Here is a 16,399-nt window from a genome sequence, read left to right on the forward strand (position 1 = left end):
CGTAAGAACTTTCCTGCGGGCAAAACAAAACCCCTACCTGCATCAGCAGATAGGGGTTTCGGAATTTAATCTTGACGATGACCTACTCTCACATGGGGAAACCCCACACTACCATCGGCGATGCATCGTTTCACTGCTGAGTTCGGGATGGGATCAGGTGGTTCCAATGCTCTATGGTCGTCAAGAAATTCGGGTACTGAGTCGTGACCTGATGGCCTCGCTTCAGCAAATTGGGTATGTGATAGCTTTCGGTGTTTTGTGAAATTCGAACTTTCGGTTCGTTTCGTCTTCACACACCGCAATCTGGTGCTCTTTCGAGTCAGCAAATTGCTTGGGTGTTATATGGTCAAGCCTCACGGGCAATTAGTACAGGTTAGCTCAACGCCTCACAGCGCTTACACACCCTGCCTATCAACGTCGTAGTCTTCGACGGCCCTTCAGGGGACTCAAGGTCCCAGTGAGATCTCATCTTGAGGCAAGTTTCCCGCTTAGATGCTTTCAGCGGTTATCTTTCCCGAACATAGCTACCCGGCAATGCCACTGGCGTGACAACCGGAACACCAGAGGTTCGTCCACTCCGGTCCTCTCGTACTAGGAGCAGCCCCTCTCAAATCTCAAACGTCCACGGCAGATAGGGACCGAACTGTCTCACGACGTTCTAAACCCAGCTCGCGTACCACTTTAAATGGCGAACAGCCATACCCTTGGGACCGGCTTCAGCCCCAGGATGTGATGAGCCGACATCGAGGTGCCAAACACCGCCGTCGATATGAACTCTTGGGCGGTATCAGCCTGTTATCCCCGGAGTACCTTTTATCCGTTGAGCGATGGCCCTTCCATACAGAACCATCGGATCACTAAGACCTACTTTCGTACCTGCTCGACGTGTCTGTCTCGCAGTCAAGCGCGCTTTTGCCTTTATACTCTACGACCGATTTCCGACCGGTCTGAGCGCACCTTCGTACTCCTCCGTTACTCTTTAGGAGGAGACCGCCCCAGTCAAACTACCCACCATACACTGTCCTCGATCCGGATAACGGACCTGAGTTAGAACCTCAAAGTTGCCAGGGTGGTATTTCAAGGATGGCTCCACGCAGACTGGCGTCCACGCTTCAAAGCCTCCCACCTATCCTACACAAGCAAATTCAAAGTCCAGTGCAAAGCTATAGTAAAGGTTCACGGGGTCTTTCCGTCTAGCCGCGGATACACTGCATCTTCACAGCGATTTCAATTTCACTGAGTCTCGGGTGGAGACAGCGCCGCCATCGTTACGCCATTCGTGCAGGTCGGAACTTACCCGACAAGGAATTTCGCTACCTTAGGACCGTTATAGTTACGGCCGCCGTTTACCGGGGCTTCGATCAAGAGCTTCGCGTTAGCTAACCCCATCAATTAACCTTCCGGCACCGGGCAGGCGTCACACCCTATACGTCCACTTTCGTGTTTGCAGAGTGCTGTGTTTTTAATAAACAGTCGCAGCGGCCTGGTATCTTCGACCGGCGTGGGCTTACGCAGCAAGTGCTTCACCCTCACCGGCGCACCTTCTCCCGAAGTTACGGTGCCATTTTGCCTAGTTCCTTCACCCGAGTTCTCTCAAGCGCCTTGGTATTCTCTACCCAACCACCTGTGTCGGTTTGGGGTACGGTTCCTGGTTACCTGAAGCTTAGAAGCTTTTCTTGGAAGCATGGCATCAACCACTTCGTCACCCAAAGGGTAACTCGTCATCAGCTCTCGGCCTTGGAATCCCGGATTTACCTAAGATTCCAGCCTACCACCTTAAACTTGGACAACCAACGCCAAGCTGGCCTAGCCTTCTCCGTCCCTCCATCGCAATAACCAGAAGTACAGGAATATTAACCTGTTTTCCATCGACTACGCTTTTCAGCCTCGCCTTAGGGACCGACTAACCCTGCGTCGATTAACGTTGCGCAGGAAACCTTGGTCTTTCGGCGTGGGTGTTTTTCACACCCATTGTCGTTACTCATGTCAGCATTCGCACTTCTGATACCTCCAGCAAGCTTCTCAACTCACCTTCACAGGCTTACAGAACGCTCCTCTACCGCATCACTTGCGTGATACCCGTAGCTTCGGTGTATGGTTTGAGCCCCGTTACATCTTCCGCGCAGGCCGACTCGACTAGTGAGCTATTACGCTTTCTTTAAAGGGTGGCTGCTTCTAAGCCAACCTCCTAGCTGTCTAAGCCTTCCCACATCGTTTCCCACTTAACCATAACTTTGGGACCTTAGCTGACGGTCTGGGTTGTTTCCCTTTTCACGACGGACGTTAGCACCCGCCGTGTGTCTCCCATGCTCGGCACTTGTAGGTATTCGGAGTTTGCATCGGTTTGGTAAGTCGGGATGACCCCCTAGCCGAAACAGTGCTCTACCCCCTACAGTGATACATGAGGCGCTACCTAAATAGCTTTCGAGGAGAACCAGCTATCTCCGAGCTTGATTAGCCTTTCACTCCGATCCACAGGTCATCCGCTAACTTTTCAACGGTAGTCGGTTCGGTCCTCCAGTTAGTGTTACCCAACCTTCAACCTGCCCATGGATAGATCGCCCGGTTTCGGGTCTATTCCCAGCGACTAGACGCCCTATTAAGACTCGCTTTCGCTACGCCTCCCCTATTCGGTTAAGCTCGCCACTGAAAATAAGTCGCTGACCCATTATACAAAAGGTACGCAGTCACCCAACAAAGTGGGCTCCCACTGCTTGTACGCATACGGTTTCAGGATCTATTTCACTCCCCTCTCCGGGGTTCTTTTCGCCTTTCCCTCACGGTACTAGTTCACTATCGGTCAGTCAGTAGTATTTAGCCTTGGAGGATGGTCCCCCCATATTCAGACAAAGTTTCTCGTGCTCCGTCCTACTCGATTTCACTTCTAAGATCCTTTCGCGTACAGGGCTATCACCCACTATGGCCGCACTTTCCAGAGCGTTCCGCTAAAATCAAAGAAGCTTAAGGGCTAGTCCCCGTTCGCTCGCCACTACTAAGGGAATCTCGGTTGATTTCTTTTCCTCAGGGTACTTAGATGTTTCAGTTCCCCTGGTTCGCCTCTTGCACCTATGTATTCAGTACAAGATAACCATCTTATGATGGCTGGGTTCCCCCATTCAGACATCTCCGGATCAAAGTCTGTTTGCCGACTCCCCGAAGCTTTTCGCAGGCTACCACGTCTTTCATCGCCTCTGACTGCCAAGGCATCCACCGTATGCGCTTCTTCACTTGACCATATAACCCCAAGCAATCTGGTTATACTGTGAAGACGACATTCGCCGAAAATTCGAATTTCTCAACTAAGAGAACTCACAAATTTTACCTTAGCCTGATCCGTTACCAGTGAAAGTAACGTCCAGTCTATCTTTCTATCACATACCCAAATTTTTAAAGAACGATCTAATCAAAAGACTAGAAATCAACATTCACCATCACCTTGATGGAATGCTCATTTCTAAGCTTTCAGAAGCAGTTTATGGTGGAGCCAAGCGGGATCGAACCGCTGACCTCCTGCGTGCAAGGCAGGCGCTCTCCCAGCTGAGCTATGGCCCCATAACAAAATTGGTGGGTCTGGGCAGATTCGAACTGCCGACCTCACCCTTATCAGGGGTGCGCTCTAACCAACTGAGCTACAGACCCAATTTCGAGCTTGTAACTGTTAGCTGTGAGCTATCAGCTTGGAGCTTAAAGCTGCTTCTATCGTCTTCTTCAATGAATCAAGCAATTCGTGTGGGAGCTCATGAAGCAGCTGCGGTCGTCGATTAAGGAGGTGATCCAGCCGCAGGTTCCCCTACGGCTACCTTGTTACGACTTCACCCCAGTCATGAATCACACCGTGGTAACCGTCCTCCCGAAGGTTAGACTAGCTACTTCTGGTGCAACCCACTCCCATGGTGTGACGGGCGGTGTGTACAAGGCCCGGGAACGTATTCACCGCGACATTCTGATTCGCGATTACTAGCGATTCCGACTTCACGCAGTCGAGTTGCAGACTGCGATCCGGACTACGATCGGTTTTGTGGGATTAGCTCCACCTCGCGGCTTGGCAACCCTCTGTACCGACCATTGTAGCACGTGTGTAGCCCAGGCCGTAAGGGCCATGATGACTTGACGTCATCCCCACCTTCCTCCGGTTTGTCACCGGCAGTCTCCTTAGAGTGCCCACCATAACGTGCTGGTAACTAAGGACAAGGGTTGCGCTCGTTACGGGACTTAACCCAACATCTCACGACACGAGCTGACGACAGCCATGCAGCACCTGTCTCAATGTTCCCGAAGGCACCAATCCATCTCTGGAAAGTTCATTGGATGTCAAGGCCTGGTAAGGTTCTTCGCGTTGCTTCGAATTAAACCACATGCTCCACCGCTTGTGCGGGCCCCCGTCAATTCATTTGAGTTTTAACCTTGCGGCCGTACTCCCCAGGCGGTCAACTTAATGCGTTAGCTGCGCCACTAAGAGCTCAAGGCTCCCAACGGCTAGTTGACATCGTTTACGGCGTGGACTACCAGGGTATCTAATCCTGTTTGCTCCCCACGCTTTCGCACCTCAGTGTCAGTATCAGTCCAGGTGGTCGCCTTCGCCACTGGTGTTCCTTCCTATATCTACGCATTTCACCGCTACACAGGAAATTCCACCACCCTCTACCATACTCTAGCTCGACAGTTTTGAATGCAGTTCCCAGGTTGAGCCCGGGGCTTTCACATCCAACTTAACGAACCACCTACGCGCGCTTTACGCCCAGTAATTCCGATTAACGCTTGCACCCTCTGTATTACCGCGGCTGCTGGCACAGAGTTAGCCGGTGCTTATTCTGTCGGTAACGTCAAAACACTAACGTATTAGGTTAATGCCCTTCCTCCCAACTTAAAGTGCTTTACAATCCGAAGACCTTCTTCACACACGCGGCATGGCTGGATCAGGCTTTCGCCCATTGTCCAATATTCCCCACTGCTGCCTCCCGTAGGAGTCTGGACCGTGTCTCAGTTCCAGTGTGACTGATCATCCTCTCAGACCAGTTACGGATCGTCGCCTTGGTGAGCCATTACCCCACCAACTAGCTAATCCGACCTAGGCTCATCTGATAGCGCAAGGCCCGAAGGTCCCCTGCTTTCTCCCGTAGGACGTATGCGGTATTAGCGTCCGTTTCCGAGCGTTATCCCCCACTACCAGGCAGATTCCTAGGCATTACTCACCCGTCCGCCGCTCTCAAGAGGTGCAAGCACCTCTCTACCGCTCGACTTGCATGTGTTAGGCCTGCCGCCAGCGTTCAATCTGAGCCATGATCAAACTCTTCAGTTCAAACATCTTTGGGTTTTGAGAAAACCCTAAACTTGGCTCAGCAATCGTTGGTTACATCTTTGATTTCTCGCGGAGTAACTTGTGATGCTGATAATCTGTTGACTAGCAGTCTGACTCCACAAGCACCCACACGAATTGCTTGATTCAGTTGTTAAAGAGCGGTTGGCTGAGTCTTTCGTCTCAACCGAGGCGCGCATTCTACAGCGCCCCGTGTATCTGTCAAGCGGTTATTTTAAGAAGTTTTCAAAGTTTCGCTTCGGAAACATCAACAACTTCAACCACTTGCGCTTCCGATCTCTCGTTAGCGGGAGGCGAATTCTACAGCGTTACTCGCTGCTGTCAACACCTCTTTTTCACCGCTTTCGACCGAGAAGATCGAACCGCCGATAGAGCCAAACATCACCGCTCTATCTGCTCCTTCCAAGCTTCGATGAACTGAAGCCCTGCATCTTCGAAACCTACTTAACTCATTGAATCTTAAGGAGTTTTCCGTTTCGACTGCGCCGGAAGTGGGGCGAATTATAGACTTCCAGAATCTGCCGTCAACACCTATTTTAACAATTCTGTCATATCAGCCAAAAAGCCCCGTAAACACAGAGGCCGGCGCCCAAGGGCGCCGGCCTCTTCACTTCCAATTACAAGCTGGGGAAAGCGAATTGTGAAGCCTCATGGCTGGCACGCTGCGGCCAACGCTGGGTAATGGCCTTGCGACGGGTATAGAAACGCACGCCGTCCGGGCCATAGGCATGCAGGTCGCCGAATAGCGAGCGCTTCCAGCCACCAAAGCTGTGATAGGCCACTGGCACCGGCAATGGAACGTTGACGCCCACCATGCCGACTTCGATCTCATCGCAGAACAACCGCGCCGCTTCGCCATCGCGGGTGAAGATGCAGGTGCCGTTGCCATACTCGTGATCATTGATCAGTTGCATTGCCTCTTCCAGGCTATTGACCCGGACGATGCACAGCACCGGCCCAAAGATCTCTTCCTTATAGATACGCATCTCGGGGGTCACGCGATCGAACAGGCAACCACCAAGGAAGAACCCCTCCTCATGTCCGGCCACACTCAAGCCGCGACCATCAACCACCAGTGAAGCGCCTGACGCCACGCCCTCTTCTATATAGCCACTGACCTTGTCCCGATGCTGACCGGTTACCAGCGGCCCCATGTCCAACCCGCAAGACGTACCGGCGCCAATCTTAAGCGCCTTGATTTGCGGCACCAATTTGGACACCAGCGCATCTGCCACTTGGTCGCCGACACACACCGCCACCGAAATTGCCATGCAACGCTCCCCGCATGAACCGTATGCCGCGCCCATCAGCGCGCTGACGGCATTGTCCAGGTCGGCATCCGGCATCAGCACCGCATGGTTCTTCGCCCCACCCAGCGCCTGGACACGTTTGCCACGGCGAGTGCCCTCGGCATAGATGTACTCGGCAATCGGCGTCGAACCGACAAAACTCAGTGCCTTGACTTCCGGCGCTTCGATCAGTGCATCCACCGCAGCCTTGTCGCCATGGACGACGCTCAGTACACCCTTGGGCAAACCGGCTTCCAACAACAACTGGGCGATCAGCAGCGTCGAACTCGGATCACGCTCGGACGGCTTGAGAATGAAGCAGTTGCCGCAGACGATCGCCAGCGGATACATCCACAGCGGCACCATCGCCGGGAAGTTGAACGGGGTGATGCCCGCCACCACGCCTAAAGGTTGAAAGTCTGACCAAGCGTCGATGTTCGGCCCTACGTTACGGCTGTATTCGCCCTTCAGGATTTCCGGCGCTGCACAGGCAAACTCGACGTTTTCGATGCCGCGCTTGAGCTCACCGGCTGCGTCTTCCAAGGTCTTGCCGTGTTCCTCGCTGATCAACTGGGCGATACGCGCCTCGTTCTGCTCCAGCAATTGCTTGAAACGAAACATCACCTGGGCGCGCTTGGCCGCTGGCGTATTGCGCCAGGCCGGAAAAGCCGCCTTGGCGGCATCGATGGCCTGCTGGATAGTCGCACGATCAGCCAATGGCACCTTATGAATGGCCTGGCCAGTGGACGGATTGAAAACATCGGCGGTGCGAGCGCTGTCGCTCAGCAGTTCGCCATTGATCAAATGCGGGATGAGGCTCATGGGGACTCCAGGATTATCCACAGGCGCCCGTGGCCGGGCACCCGTTGTTAAAAGATTGCGTCAGTCGAGTTTGTTCAGCACTTCACCGACTGCATCGAACAGGCGATCCAGGTCCTGTGGCTTGCTGTTGAACGTTGGCCCGAACTGCAGAGTGTCGCCGCCGAACCGCACATAGAACCCGGCTTTCCACAACGCCATGCCGGCTTCGAACGGACGCACGATGGCATCGCCATCGCGCCCGGCGATCTGGATCGCGCCGGCCAGGCCGTAGTTGCGGATGTCGATGACGTTCTTCGCGCCCTTCAGGCCGTGCAAGGCATTCTCGAAATGCGGGGCGATTTCGGCCACGCTCTGCACCAGGTTTTCCTTCTGCAGCAGGTCCAGCGCCGCCAGGCCCGCCGCGCAGGCCACCGGGTGTGCCGAGTAGGTGTAGCCGTGGGGGAATTCCACTGCGTACTCGGGCGTTGGCTGGTTCATGAAGGTCTGGTAGATCTCGGAGCTGGCAATCACCGCGCCCATGGGGATCGCGCCATTGGTGACTTGCTTGGCGATGCACATCAGGTCCGGGGTCACGCCAAAGCTGTCGGCACCAAACATCGAACCGGTGCGGCCGAAACCGGTGATCACTTCGTCAAACACCAGCAGAATGCTGTGCTGGTCGCAGATTTCCCGCAGGCGCTTGAGGTAACCCTCAGGCGGCACCAATACGCCGGCCGATCCCGCCATCGGCTCGACAAACACCGCAGCGATATTGGACGCATCGTGCAGTTCGATCAGCTTCAACAGCTCATCCGCCAAGGCGATGCCACCCTCTTTCGGCATGCCACGGGAATAGGCGTTGCTGGCCAGCAAGGTGTGGGGCAAGTGATCGACGTCCATCATGGCCTGGCCGAACAGCTTGCGGTTGCCGCTGACACCACCGAGGCTGGTGCCGGCGATGTTCACACCGTGATAGCCACGGGCACGGCCAATCATCTTGGTCTTGGTCGCCTGGCCCTTGAGACGCCAGTAGGCGCGGACCATCTTCACTGCGGTATCGGCGCACTCGGAACCGGAATCGGTAAAGAACACATGATTGAGGTTGCCCGGGGTCAGGCTGGTGATCTTTTCCGCCAGTTGGAATGACAGCGGATGACCGTACTGGAACCCCGGCGAATAATCGAGAGTACCCAGTTGCTTGGCGACCGCTTCCTGGATTTCCTTGCGGGTGTGCCCGGCGCCACATGTCCACAGGCCCGACAGCGAGTCGTAGACCTTGCGCCCCTTGTCATCCACCAACCAGCTGCCTTCGGCAGCGACGATCAGGCGCGGATCGCGCTGGAAATTGCGATTGGCGGTGTAAGGCATCCAGTGGGCATCCAGCTTGAGCTGGCTAGCCAGGGAACCGGCAGCGTGTTCGGGCATGTTCATCGACAAAACCTCGCAGGTCATAAGCGACAGGGGATCGAAAGGCGTTCTTGCAGCTAAGTTGCCACGACGATAAAGTCAATGAAATCCAACTTTTGTAACCTTCAGTCGGCGGATCACTAAACTATGAGCGCTCGTCGTCCCGATCCTCTGGCCCAGGTCAGCGACTTTGATATTCGCCTGCTGCGCATTTTTCGCAGCGTCGTGGAGTGCGGTGGATTCTCCGCCGCGGAAACCGTACTGGGCATCGGCCGCTCGGCCATCAGCCAGCAGATGAGCGACCTCGAGCAGCGCCTCGGCCTGCGTCTGTGCCAACGTGGGCGCGCGGGGTTTTCCCTGACCGAAGAAGGGCGCGAGGTCTATCAATCGGCGTTGCAGTTATTGAGCGCACTGGAAAGCTTTCGCACCGAGGTAAACGGGCTGCACCAGCATCTTCGCGGTGAGTTGACCATCGGCCTCACCGACAACCTGGTCACCCTGCCCCACATGCGCATCACCCACGCCCTGGCGCAACTGAAAGAGCGCGGGCCCGACGTGCAGATCCAGATTCGCATGATCGCCCCCAACGAAGTCGAGCAAGGCGTGCTCGACGGTCGCTTGCATGTCGGCGTGGTGCCCCAGGCCAGTGCCCTGTCCGGGCTGGAATATCAACCGCTCTACAGTGAACGTTCGCTGCTGTACTGCGCGGTCGGGCATCCATTGTTTTATGTCGATGACCAACAACTTGAAGACGCACGCCTCAACAGCCAGGACGCCATCGCCCCGACGTTCCGCCTGCCGGCCGAGATCCAGGCCCACTACCAGGCGCTTAATTGCACCGCGAGTGCATCGGACCGCGAAGGCATGGCGTTCCTGATTCTTACCGGGCGCTACATCGGCTACCTGCCCGATCATTACGCCAACCTCTGGGTCCAGCAAGGTCGGTTGCGGGCCCTTAAGCCTGGGGCACGGTTCTATGACTTGAGTCTGGCGTCGGTCACGCGCAAGGGGCGCCGGCCTCACTTGGTGCTGGAGAGTTTTCTCGAGAGCCTCGCAGCCACCCGTTAACCCCTGTGGGAGCGGGCTTGCTCGCGAAGGCGTTGTATCAGTCGACACCTGTATTGAATGGACCTCCGCTTTCGCGAGCAAGCCCGCTCCCACAGGGGACCAGATGATCGCCACCAAGAAGCTTTTAGTGTGATGGCACTTGTCGGATCGATGCCGGTGCGCTATCAACGCATTTGCTTGCCCACAGACCCAGCCCGGAAACGCCCATGACCTTTGAAGTCCCTGCCCACGGTGGCAAGCCCACCAGCCGCATTCGTCAAAAGAACGAAGAGACGATTCTCAAGGCCGCCGAAGATGAATTCGCTCGCCACGGGTTCAAAGGCACCAGCATGAATGCCATCGCCCTCAAGGCCGGGCTGCCCAAGGCGAACCTGCATTATTACTTCACCAATAAACTCGGCCTGTACGTGGCGGTGCTGAGCAACATCATCGAATTGTGGGACAGCACCTTCAACACCCTCACCGCCGAGGATGATCCGGCCGAAGCCTTGACCCGCTACATCCGCGCCAAAATGGAGTTCTCTCGCCGCCAGCCCCAGGCCTCGCGACTGTTCGCCATGGAAGTGATCAGCGGGGGCGAATGCCTGACCGAATATTTCAACCAGGATTACCGTGCCTGGTTCAATGGCCGGGCCGCCGTGTTCCAAGCCTGGATCGACGCCGGCAAGATGGACCCGATCGACCCGGTGCATCTCATCTTCCTGTTGTGGGGCAGCACCCAGCATTACGCCGACTTCGCCACCCAGATCTGTCGCGTGACCGGTCGCAGCAAGTTGACCAAACAAGACATGATCGACGCAGGCGACAACCTGATCCGCATCATTCTCAAGGGCTGCGGCCTGACACCCACTCTTTAAGATCGCCATGCCCTTTACCCTTGCCGGTTTTTGCGAGCACCGCGAAGAAATTCGCAAAAGCCGCTTCATTACCTTCGCCGCGCCCATCACCAGCCCCGCCGATGCCCAGGCTTTCATCGAGCAGCACAGCGACTTGGATGCCACCCACAATTGCTGGGCCTGGAAACTCGGCGACCAGTACCGCAGCAACGACGATGGCGAGCCGGGTGGCACCGCCGGGCGGCCAATCCTGGCCGCGATCGAAGCCCAGGCCTGCGATCAGGTCGTGGTGCTGGTGATTCGCTGGTATGGCGGGATTCAACTGGGCACCGGTGGGCTCGCCCGGGCTTACGGCGGCGGCGCGAACAAGTGCCTGCAAAACGCTGAGAAAATCGAATTGATCAGCCGCGTGCCGCTGCACTGTAGTTGCGGGTTCGCCGAACTGCCCCTGGTGAAACTGCGCGTCGCCGAGTGCGGTGGGCTGGTGAATGAAGAGCGCTTCACCGCCAACGGCGTGGACCTGCAATTGGCCGTGGGCGAAGCCCACATCGAAACCTTGCAAACGCAACTGGCCGACCTGAGCCGTGGACGGATCCTGTTGGAGCGTTGAGTTCGCAGGCTGCAATCTTTCAGGGCATCGCGCAATCGTTCAACTTGCCCACATCCACTGTGCACCCGACTGTGGATAACCTGAGCACATCCCTCTGTAACCCTTCTGTCATGCGGGTTTCAGCGGGTTGCTCATTTTTCAGCCAAAGTCCTGTGCAAACGCCAAATCCATCCACAAAACAACCGCTTGCAGCGGTTTATCACCTTTAGAAGAAAGCCTCGTAGTGCTTATGCCCGAGTTTCCGGCTTGCACACAATAACTGTGGAGCAACCTGTGGATAACCCGTTCATGGCTCCTTCCGCCCCATGAAGGATATGGCTCACAGCCGCTTGTTCAATTTTTGACCACCCATTTCAGGGCAAACCGCTGCCTGGGCCAGACCCGTGCGCGCCAAGGCGGTGCAGAATTTCCCCACTACAGATGCTCAGCCCTGACGCGGAAGGCCTCAGCAACGGGACTCAAGACTATTTCCTGACCTGATGGCCAGGAAATTGCTTTATCCACAGGCATTCCTGTCCATCGGCCCGAGCCTGTCATGTCCAACCCCGACTCCATCGCGCGCCTGCAATTGCGCAAGATCAGCAAACGCTACCCCGGTTGCCTGGCCAACGACGCCATCGACCTAAGCATCCAGTCCGGCGAGATCCACGCCCTGCTGGGGGAAAACGGTGCGGGCAAAAGCACCCTGATGAAGATTATCTACGGCGTCACCGCTGCCGATTCGGGTGAGGTGATCTGGCAAGGCCAGCGCGTCAACCTGCGTAACCCGGCCCAGGCTCGCAGCCTGGGCATCGGCATGGTGTTCCAGCATTTCTCGCTGTTCGAAACCCTCACCGTTGCGCAGAACATTGCCCTGGCGATGGGCGCGGCAGCCGGTACGCCAGCGCAACTGGAGCCCCGGATCCGCGAAGTTTCCCGGCGCTACGGCATGGCCCTGGAACCGCAGCGGCTGGTCCACAGCCTGTCGATTGGCGAACGCCAGCGGGTAGAGATCATTCGCTGCCTGATGCAAGACATTCGGCTGTTGATTCTCGATGAACCGACCTCGGTACTCACGCCCGCCGAAGCCGAAGAACTGTTCGTGACCTTGCGCCGCCTGGCGAGCGAGGGCTGCAGCATTTTGTTTATCAGTCACAAGCTCGGGGAGGTGCGCGCGTTGTGCCACAGCGCCACGGTGCTGCGTGGCGGACGCGTCTCAGGGCATTGCACCCCGGCGCATTGCTCGGACCGAGAGTTGGCGCAACTGATGGTTGGCGAGGCCGCAGGACTGATTACGGAGTACCCCAAGGTCAGCGCAGACAAAGCCTTCCTGCACATCAACAAGCTGTCTTGGCACAACCCCGACCCGTTCGGCTGCTCGCTACGGGACATTGACCTTGAGGTTTGCAGCGGCGAAATCGTCGGCATCGCCGGGGTGGCGGGCAATGGCCAGGACGAATGGCTGGCGTTGCTCAGTGGGGAAACGCCGCTTCCCCGCCAGCAAGGCGAAACGATTCGATTCGGCGGCCAGCCCGTAGCGCACCTGCGCCCCGACGCTCGTCGCCGGCTTGGCCTGGCATTCGTCCCCGCCGAACGCCTGGGCCATGGCGCCGTGCCGCAATTGAGCCTGGCGGATAACGCCTTGCTCAGCGCCTTCCAGCAGGGCCTGGTCAGCCATGGGCTGGTTCGACGCAGCAAGGTCGAACACCTGGCCGAGGAGATCATTCGTCGTTTTGGCGTGAAGACGCCCGACACCAAAACCCCTGCGCGCAGCCTTTCGGGGGGCAACTTGCAAAAATTCATCCTGGGCCGGGAAATCCTGCAACAGCCAAAGCTGCTGGTGGCCGCGCATCCGACCTGGGGCGTGGACGTCGGCGCGGCGGCGACCATCCATCGCGCCCTGATCACCCTGCGCGACGCGGGCGCGGCGATTCTGGTGATCTCCGAAGACCTCGATGAACTGTTCCAGATCAGCGACCGTCTCGGTGCCTTGTGCGGCGGGCGCTTGTCGGCCTTGCGCCCTACCGTCGAGACCCGCCTCAGCGACGTCGGCGCCTGGATGGCCGGCCAGTTCGACGCCCCTCAATCCCCTGCCCCCGCGCCGGTTTAACGGAGTTCCACATGCTGCTTTCTCTCGAACCCCGCGGCCAGCAATCGCGCCTGATGCTCTGGTGCTCGCCGCTCTTGGCCGCCGTGTTGACCCTGGGCAGCGGCTCGCTGCTGTTTGTCGCCCTCGGGCATGACCCGTTGCAAACGTTGTACACCCTGTTGATCGCCCCGATCAGCGACCTGTACGGAATGTCCGAATGGCTGGTCAAGACCTTGCCGATCCTGCTCTGCGCCCTCGGCCTGGCAGTGGCCTATCAGGCGCGGATCTGGAACATCGGCGCCGAAGGCCAATTGCTCCTGGGCGCCCTGGCCGGCAGTGCCGTGGCGGTGAACATCATCGACGTGCAAAGTCGCTGGGCATTGGTGTTGATCCTGCTGACCGGCACCCTGGCCGGGGCGGCTTGGGCCGCGCTCACGGCGTGGCTGCGCACGCGCTTCAACGCCAACGAGATCCTGACCAGCATCATGCTCAATTACATCGCCCTGAACCTGCTGCTCTTTTGCGTCCACGGGCCGCTGAAAGACCCGGCGGGGTTCAACTTCCCCGAGTCGGCGATGTTCGGCGAGGCCAGTCGCCTGCCGTTGCTGCTGGACGATGGCCGGGTTCATGCCGGGCTGTATTTCGCCCTGCTGGCGCTGGTAGCGGTGTGGGTCTTGCTGCAGAAAAGCTTTGTTGGTTTTCAGATCAAGGTGCTGGGCCTCGATGCCCGCGCCGCCGGTTTTGCCGGTTTTCGCCAGAAGCCACTGGTGTGGCTGGCGCTGCTGATCAGCGGTGCGCTGGCCGGGCTGGCCGGCGTCTGCGAAGTCGCCGGGCCGATCGGCCAACTGGTGCCGCAGGTGTCGCCGGGCTATGGCTATGCGGCGATTACCGTGGCATTCCTCGGGCGCCTCAATCCGATCGGCATTCTGTTTGCCAGCCTGTTGATGGCCCTGCTGTATATCGGCGGTGAGAGTGCGCAGATGTCGCTGAACCTGCCCCAGGCAATCACCCAATTGTTCCAGGGGATGATGCTGTTTTTCCTGTTGGCCTGCGACGTGCTGATTCTCTACCGGCCACGCCTGAACCTGCGCTGGACTCGGCGCGCCCGAACCACCGCGGTACAGGCAGGAGCCTTGTGATGGATATCGACCTGTTGAGCAATATTTTCTATGCCATGGTTCGCTGCGGCACACCGCTGCTGCTGGTGGCCCTGGGTGAGTTGGTTTGCGAAAAAAGCGGCGTCCTGAACCTGGGCCAGGAAGGGATGATGCTGTTCGGCGCGGTGATTGGCTTTATCGTCGCGTTCAACAGCGGCCACCTCTGGCTCGGCGTGCTGTTGGCAATGGCCGCGGGGATGCTGTTGTCGGCATTGTTCGCGCTGGTGGCGCTGGTGTTCAACGCCAATCAAGTCGCCACCGGACTGGCGCTGACGATTTTCGGGGTGGGCCTGTCGAGCTTTGTCGGGGCGGCCTGGGTCGGCAAGCCGTTGGCCGGCTTCGAGCCGCTGGCCATTCCCTACTTGAGTGACATCCCGCTGATCGGACGAATGCTGTTCGCCCAGGACCTGCTGGTGTACCTCTCTTTTGCGCTGTTTGCGCTGGTGGCGTGGGTGATCGTAAAGAGCCGCGCCGGACTGATCATCCAGGCCGTCGGCGAGAACCCCGATGCCGCCAGTGCCATGGGCCTGCCGGTGTTGTGGGTGCGGACCTTGGCGGTGCTGTTTGGCGGCGCCATGGCCGGGTTGGCCGGCGCCTATCTGTCGCTGGCCTACACGCCGATGTGGGCCGAGAACATGAGCGCCGGGCGCGGCTGGATCGCCCTGGCGCTGGTGGTGTTCGCCAGTTGGCGGGTGTGGCGCCTGCTGCTGGGCGCCTACCTGTTCGGCCTCGCCAGCATCCTGCACCTGGTGGCCCAGGGATTGGGGTTGGCGATTCCGTCGAGCCTGTTGGCAATGTTGCCGTATGCCGCGACCATTTTGGTGCTGGTGTTGCTGTCCCGGGATGCCGTGCGCACGCGACTGTATGCGCCGGTGTCCCTGGGGCAGCCTTGGCAGGCGGGGCATTGAGAACCCTGTGGCGAGGGAGCTTGCTCCCGCTCGACTGCGCAGCAGTCGCCTGCCTATGAGGGGTGCCGCGCCCCCCAGCGGGAGCAAGCTCCCTCGCCACGGACGGGCAGCATCTGCATGACGCCCCACACCACTTCGAAAAACAGGAAAACCCACAACACCGCACTGGCTCCATGAAGCAGCGCATACAGCATCCAGGCCGAGAACAGAAACCGCCCCACCGCGTCATAACGCCCATACAGCGCCTGCGGATCACGAATCCGCAGCACCGACCACACGCAGACAATCGAGCCCATCAGATTCACCATCAGCACATGCGCCGGCGCAAACGGTGGCAGGTCCCCAGGCAGGTCAAAGAGCTGTGTCATGCTCACCAACACGCCATGCACCGCCGCAAAGCTCCACGGCGTGGCCAGCGCGGCCGACACGATCAGGTCGTACCAGGCGCTGCCAAGCACCACCCGGCGATATTGCATCGAACTCCACATACACGTTGCTCCAGATAATCGAGGAGCAAAGAGGCTAAAGCCTGGGGTATGCTCCAAGGTCAAGTCCTCTGGAGCTTCGCAATGCGTATCGGTGAATTAGCCCAAGCCTGCGCCGTCAGTCGAGACACGCTGCGTTTCTACGAGCAACGTGGCCTGATCGCAGCATCGCGCAGCGCCAATGGCTATCGCGACTACCCCGCCGACATCGTCCAACTGGTGCTCTATATCAAGACCGCCCAACGCCTGGGCTTTACCCTGGGCGAGATCGGCGCGAGCGTCGCCGCCCTGTGGAACGCCCCCGACCCGGACTGCGCCGTGACGCAATTGCTGCAAGACAAGCTGAACCTGATCGAAACCCGCATGACCGAACTCGACGCGTTGCGTCAAGAGCTGAAACAACGGCTCGGGCAACGTTGTCCATTAAACCCGTGACCTTTTTCTTTCAAGGAT

The 16,399-nt window shown here is 57.9% G+C and carries 10 protein-coding genes, 2 tRNA genes and 3 rRNA genes; 7 read left to right on the forward strand and 8 right to left on the reverse strand.

The window, feature by feature from the left end; genetic code table 11:
* Positions 1-69: 69 nt before the first annotated feature.
* The 7 genes from rrf to J3P88_RS26685 all read right to left on the reverse strand — a co-directional run bounded on the left by rrf (position 70) and on the right by J3P88_RS26685 (position 8,838).
* Positions 70-185 (reverse strand): 5S ribosomal RNA (gene rrf, locus J3P88_RS26655).
* 157 nt (positions 186-342) lie between these two features.
* Positions 343-3,234, reverse strand: a 23S ribosomal RNA gene (locus tag J3P88_RS26660).
* Positions 3,235-3,476: 242 nt separating this feature from the next.
* Positions 3,477-3,552 (reverse strand) — tRNA-Ala (locus J3P88_RS26665).
* Positions 3,553-3,562: 10 nt separating this feature from the next.
* Positions 3,563-3,639: transfer RNA gene (locus J3P88_RS26670), tRNA-Ile, on the reverse strand.
* Positions 3,640-3,762: 123 nt separating this feature from the next.
* Positions 3,763-5,299 (reverse strand): 16S ribosomal RNA (locus tag J3P88_RS26675).
* The 16S, 23S and 5S rRNA genes sit together here with 2 tRNA genes alongside, the layout of an rRNA operon.
* A 635-nt stretch (positions 5,300-5,934) precedes the next feature.
* Positions 5,935-7,428, reverse strand: coding sequence for a CoA-acylating methylmalonate-semialdehyde dehydrogenase (locus J3P88_RS26680; protein ID WP_434572567.1), 1,494 nt, complete (start codon positions 7,426-7,428; stop codon positions 5,935-5,937).
* A gap of 60 nt (positions 7,429-7,488) precedes the next feature.
* Positions 7,489-8,838 carry an aspartate aminotransferase family protein gene (locus J3P88_RS26685; RefSeq protein WP_060739305.1) on the reverse strand — a complete coding sequence of 450 codons (1,350 nt, stop codon included), beginning with the start codon at positions 8,836-8,838 and terminating at the stop codon, positions 7,489-7,491.
* A gap of 123 nt (positions 8,839-8,961) precedes the next feature.
* Here J3P88_RS26685 and J3P88_RS26690 point away from each other — a divergent pair, with 123 nt between their 5' ends.
* From J3P88_RS26690 to J3P88_RS26715, 6 genes are all read left to right on the forward strand, one after another.
* Positions 8,962-9,882, forward strand: coding sequence for a LysR family transcriptional regulator (locus J3P88_RS26690; RefSeq protein ID WP_434572569.1), 921 nt, complete (start codon positions 8,962-8,964; stop codon positions 9,880-9,882).
* Between the two features lie 206 nt (positions 9,883-10,088).
* The gene (locus tag J3P88_RS26695; protein ID WP_186707970.1) at positions 10,089-10,739 is read left to right on the forward strand and encodes a TetR/AcrR family transcriptional regulator; all 651 of its coding nucleotides are present in this window, start codon (positions 10,089-10,091) and stop codon (positions 10,737-10,739) included.
* 7 nt (positions 10,740-10,746) lie between these two features.
* A complete protein-coding gene (locus J3P88_RS26700) occupies positions 10,747-11,328 on the forward strand; it encodes an IMPACT family protein (protein WP_186707968.1) in 582 nt (193 codons plus the stop codon).
* Positions 11,329-11,863: 535 nt separating this feature from the next.
* Positions 11,864-13,417, forward strand: a complete 1,554-nt coding sequence (locus J3P88_RS26705) for an ABC transporter ATP-binding protein (protein WP_434572571.1) — start codon at positions 11,864-11,866, stop codon at positions 13,415-13,417.
* Between the two features lie 11 nt (positions 13,418-13,428).
* Positions 13,429-14,535: an ABC transporter permease gene (locus J3P88_RS26710; RefSeq protein ID WP_434572573.1), complete on the forward strand. Its 1,107-nt coding sequence runs from the start codon at positions 13,429-13,431 to the stop codon at positions 14,533-14,535.
* Positions 14,535-15,461 carry an ABC transporter permease gene (locus tag J3P88_RS26715; RefSeq protein WP_186707962.1) on the forward strand — a complete coding sequence of 309 codons (927 nt, stop codon included), beginning with the start codon at positions 14,535-14,537 and terminating at the stop codon, positions 15,459-15,461. The genes J3P88_RS26710 and J3P88_RS26715 overlap by 1 nt, the downstream gene beginning before the upstream one ends.
* Positions 15,462-15,514: 53 nt before the next feature.
* Here J3P88_RS26715 and J3P88_RS26720 read toward each other — a convergent pair whose 3' ends face one another.
* Positions 15,515-15,949 carry a hypothetical protein gene (locus J3P88_RS26720; protein ID WP_434572575.1) on the reverse strand — a complete coding sequence of 145 codons (435 nt, stop codon included), beginning with the start codon at positions 15,947-15,949 and terminating at the stop codon, positions 15,515-15,517.
* A gap of 81 nt (positions 15,950-16,030) precedes the next feature.
* Between J3P88_RS26720 and J3P88_RS26725 the strand changes: the two genes are divergently transcribed.
* Positions 16,031-16,381, forward strand: coding sequence for a MerR family transcriptional regulator (locus J3P88_RS26725; protein WP_186707958.1), 351 nt, complete (start codon positions 16,031-16,033; stop codon positions 16,379-16,381).
* Positions 16,382-16,399 lie beyond the last annotated feature (18 nt).

The organism is Pseudomonas sp. Z3-6 (assembly GCF_051131985.1).
Taxonomy (GTDB): Bacteria; Pseudomonadota; Gammaproteobacteria; order Pseudomonadales; family Pseudomonadaceae; genus Aquipseudomonas; species Aquipseudomonas zanjanensis.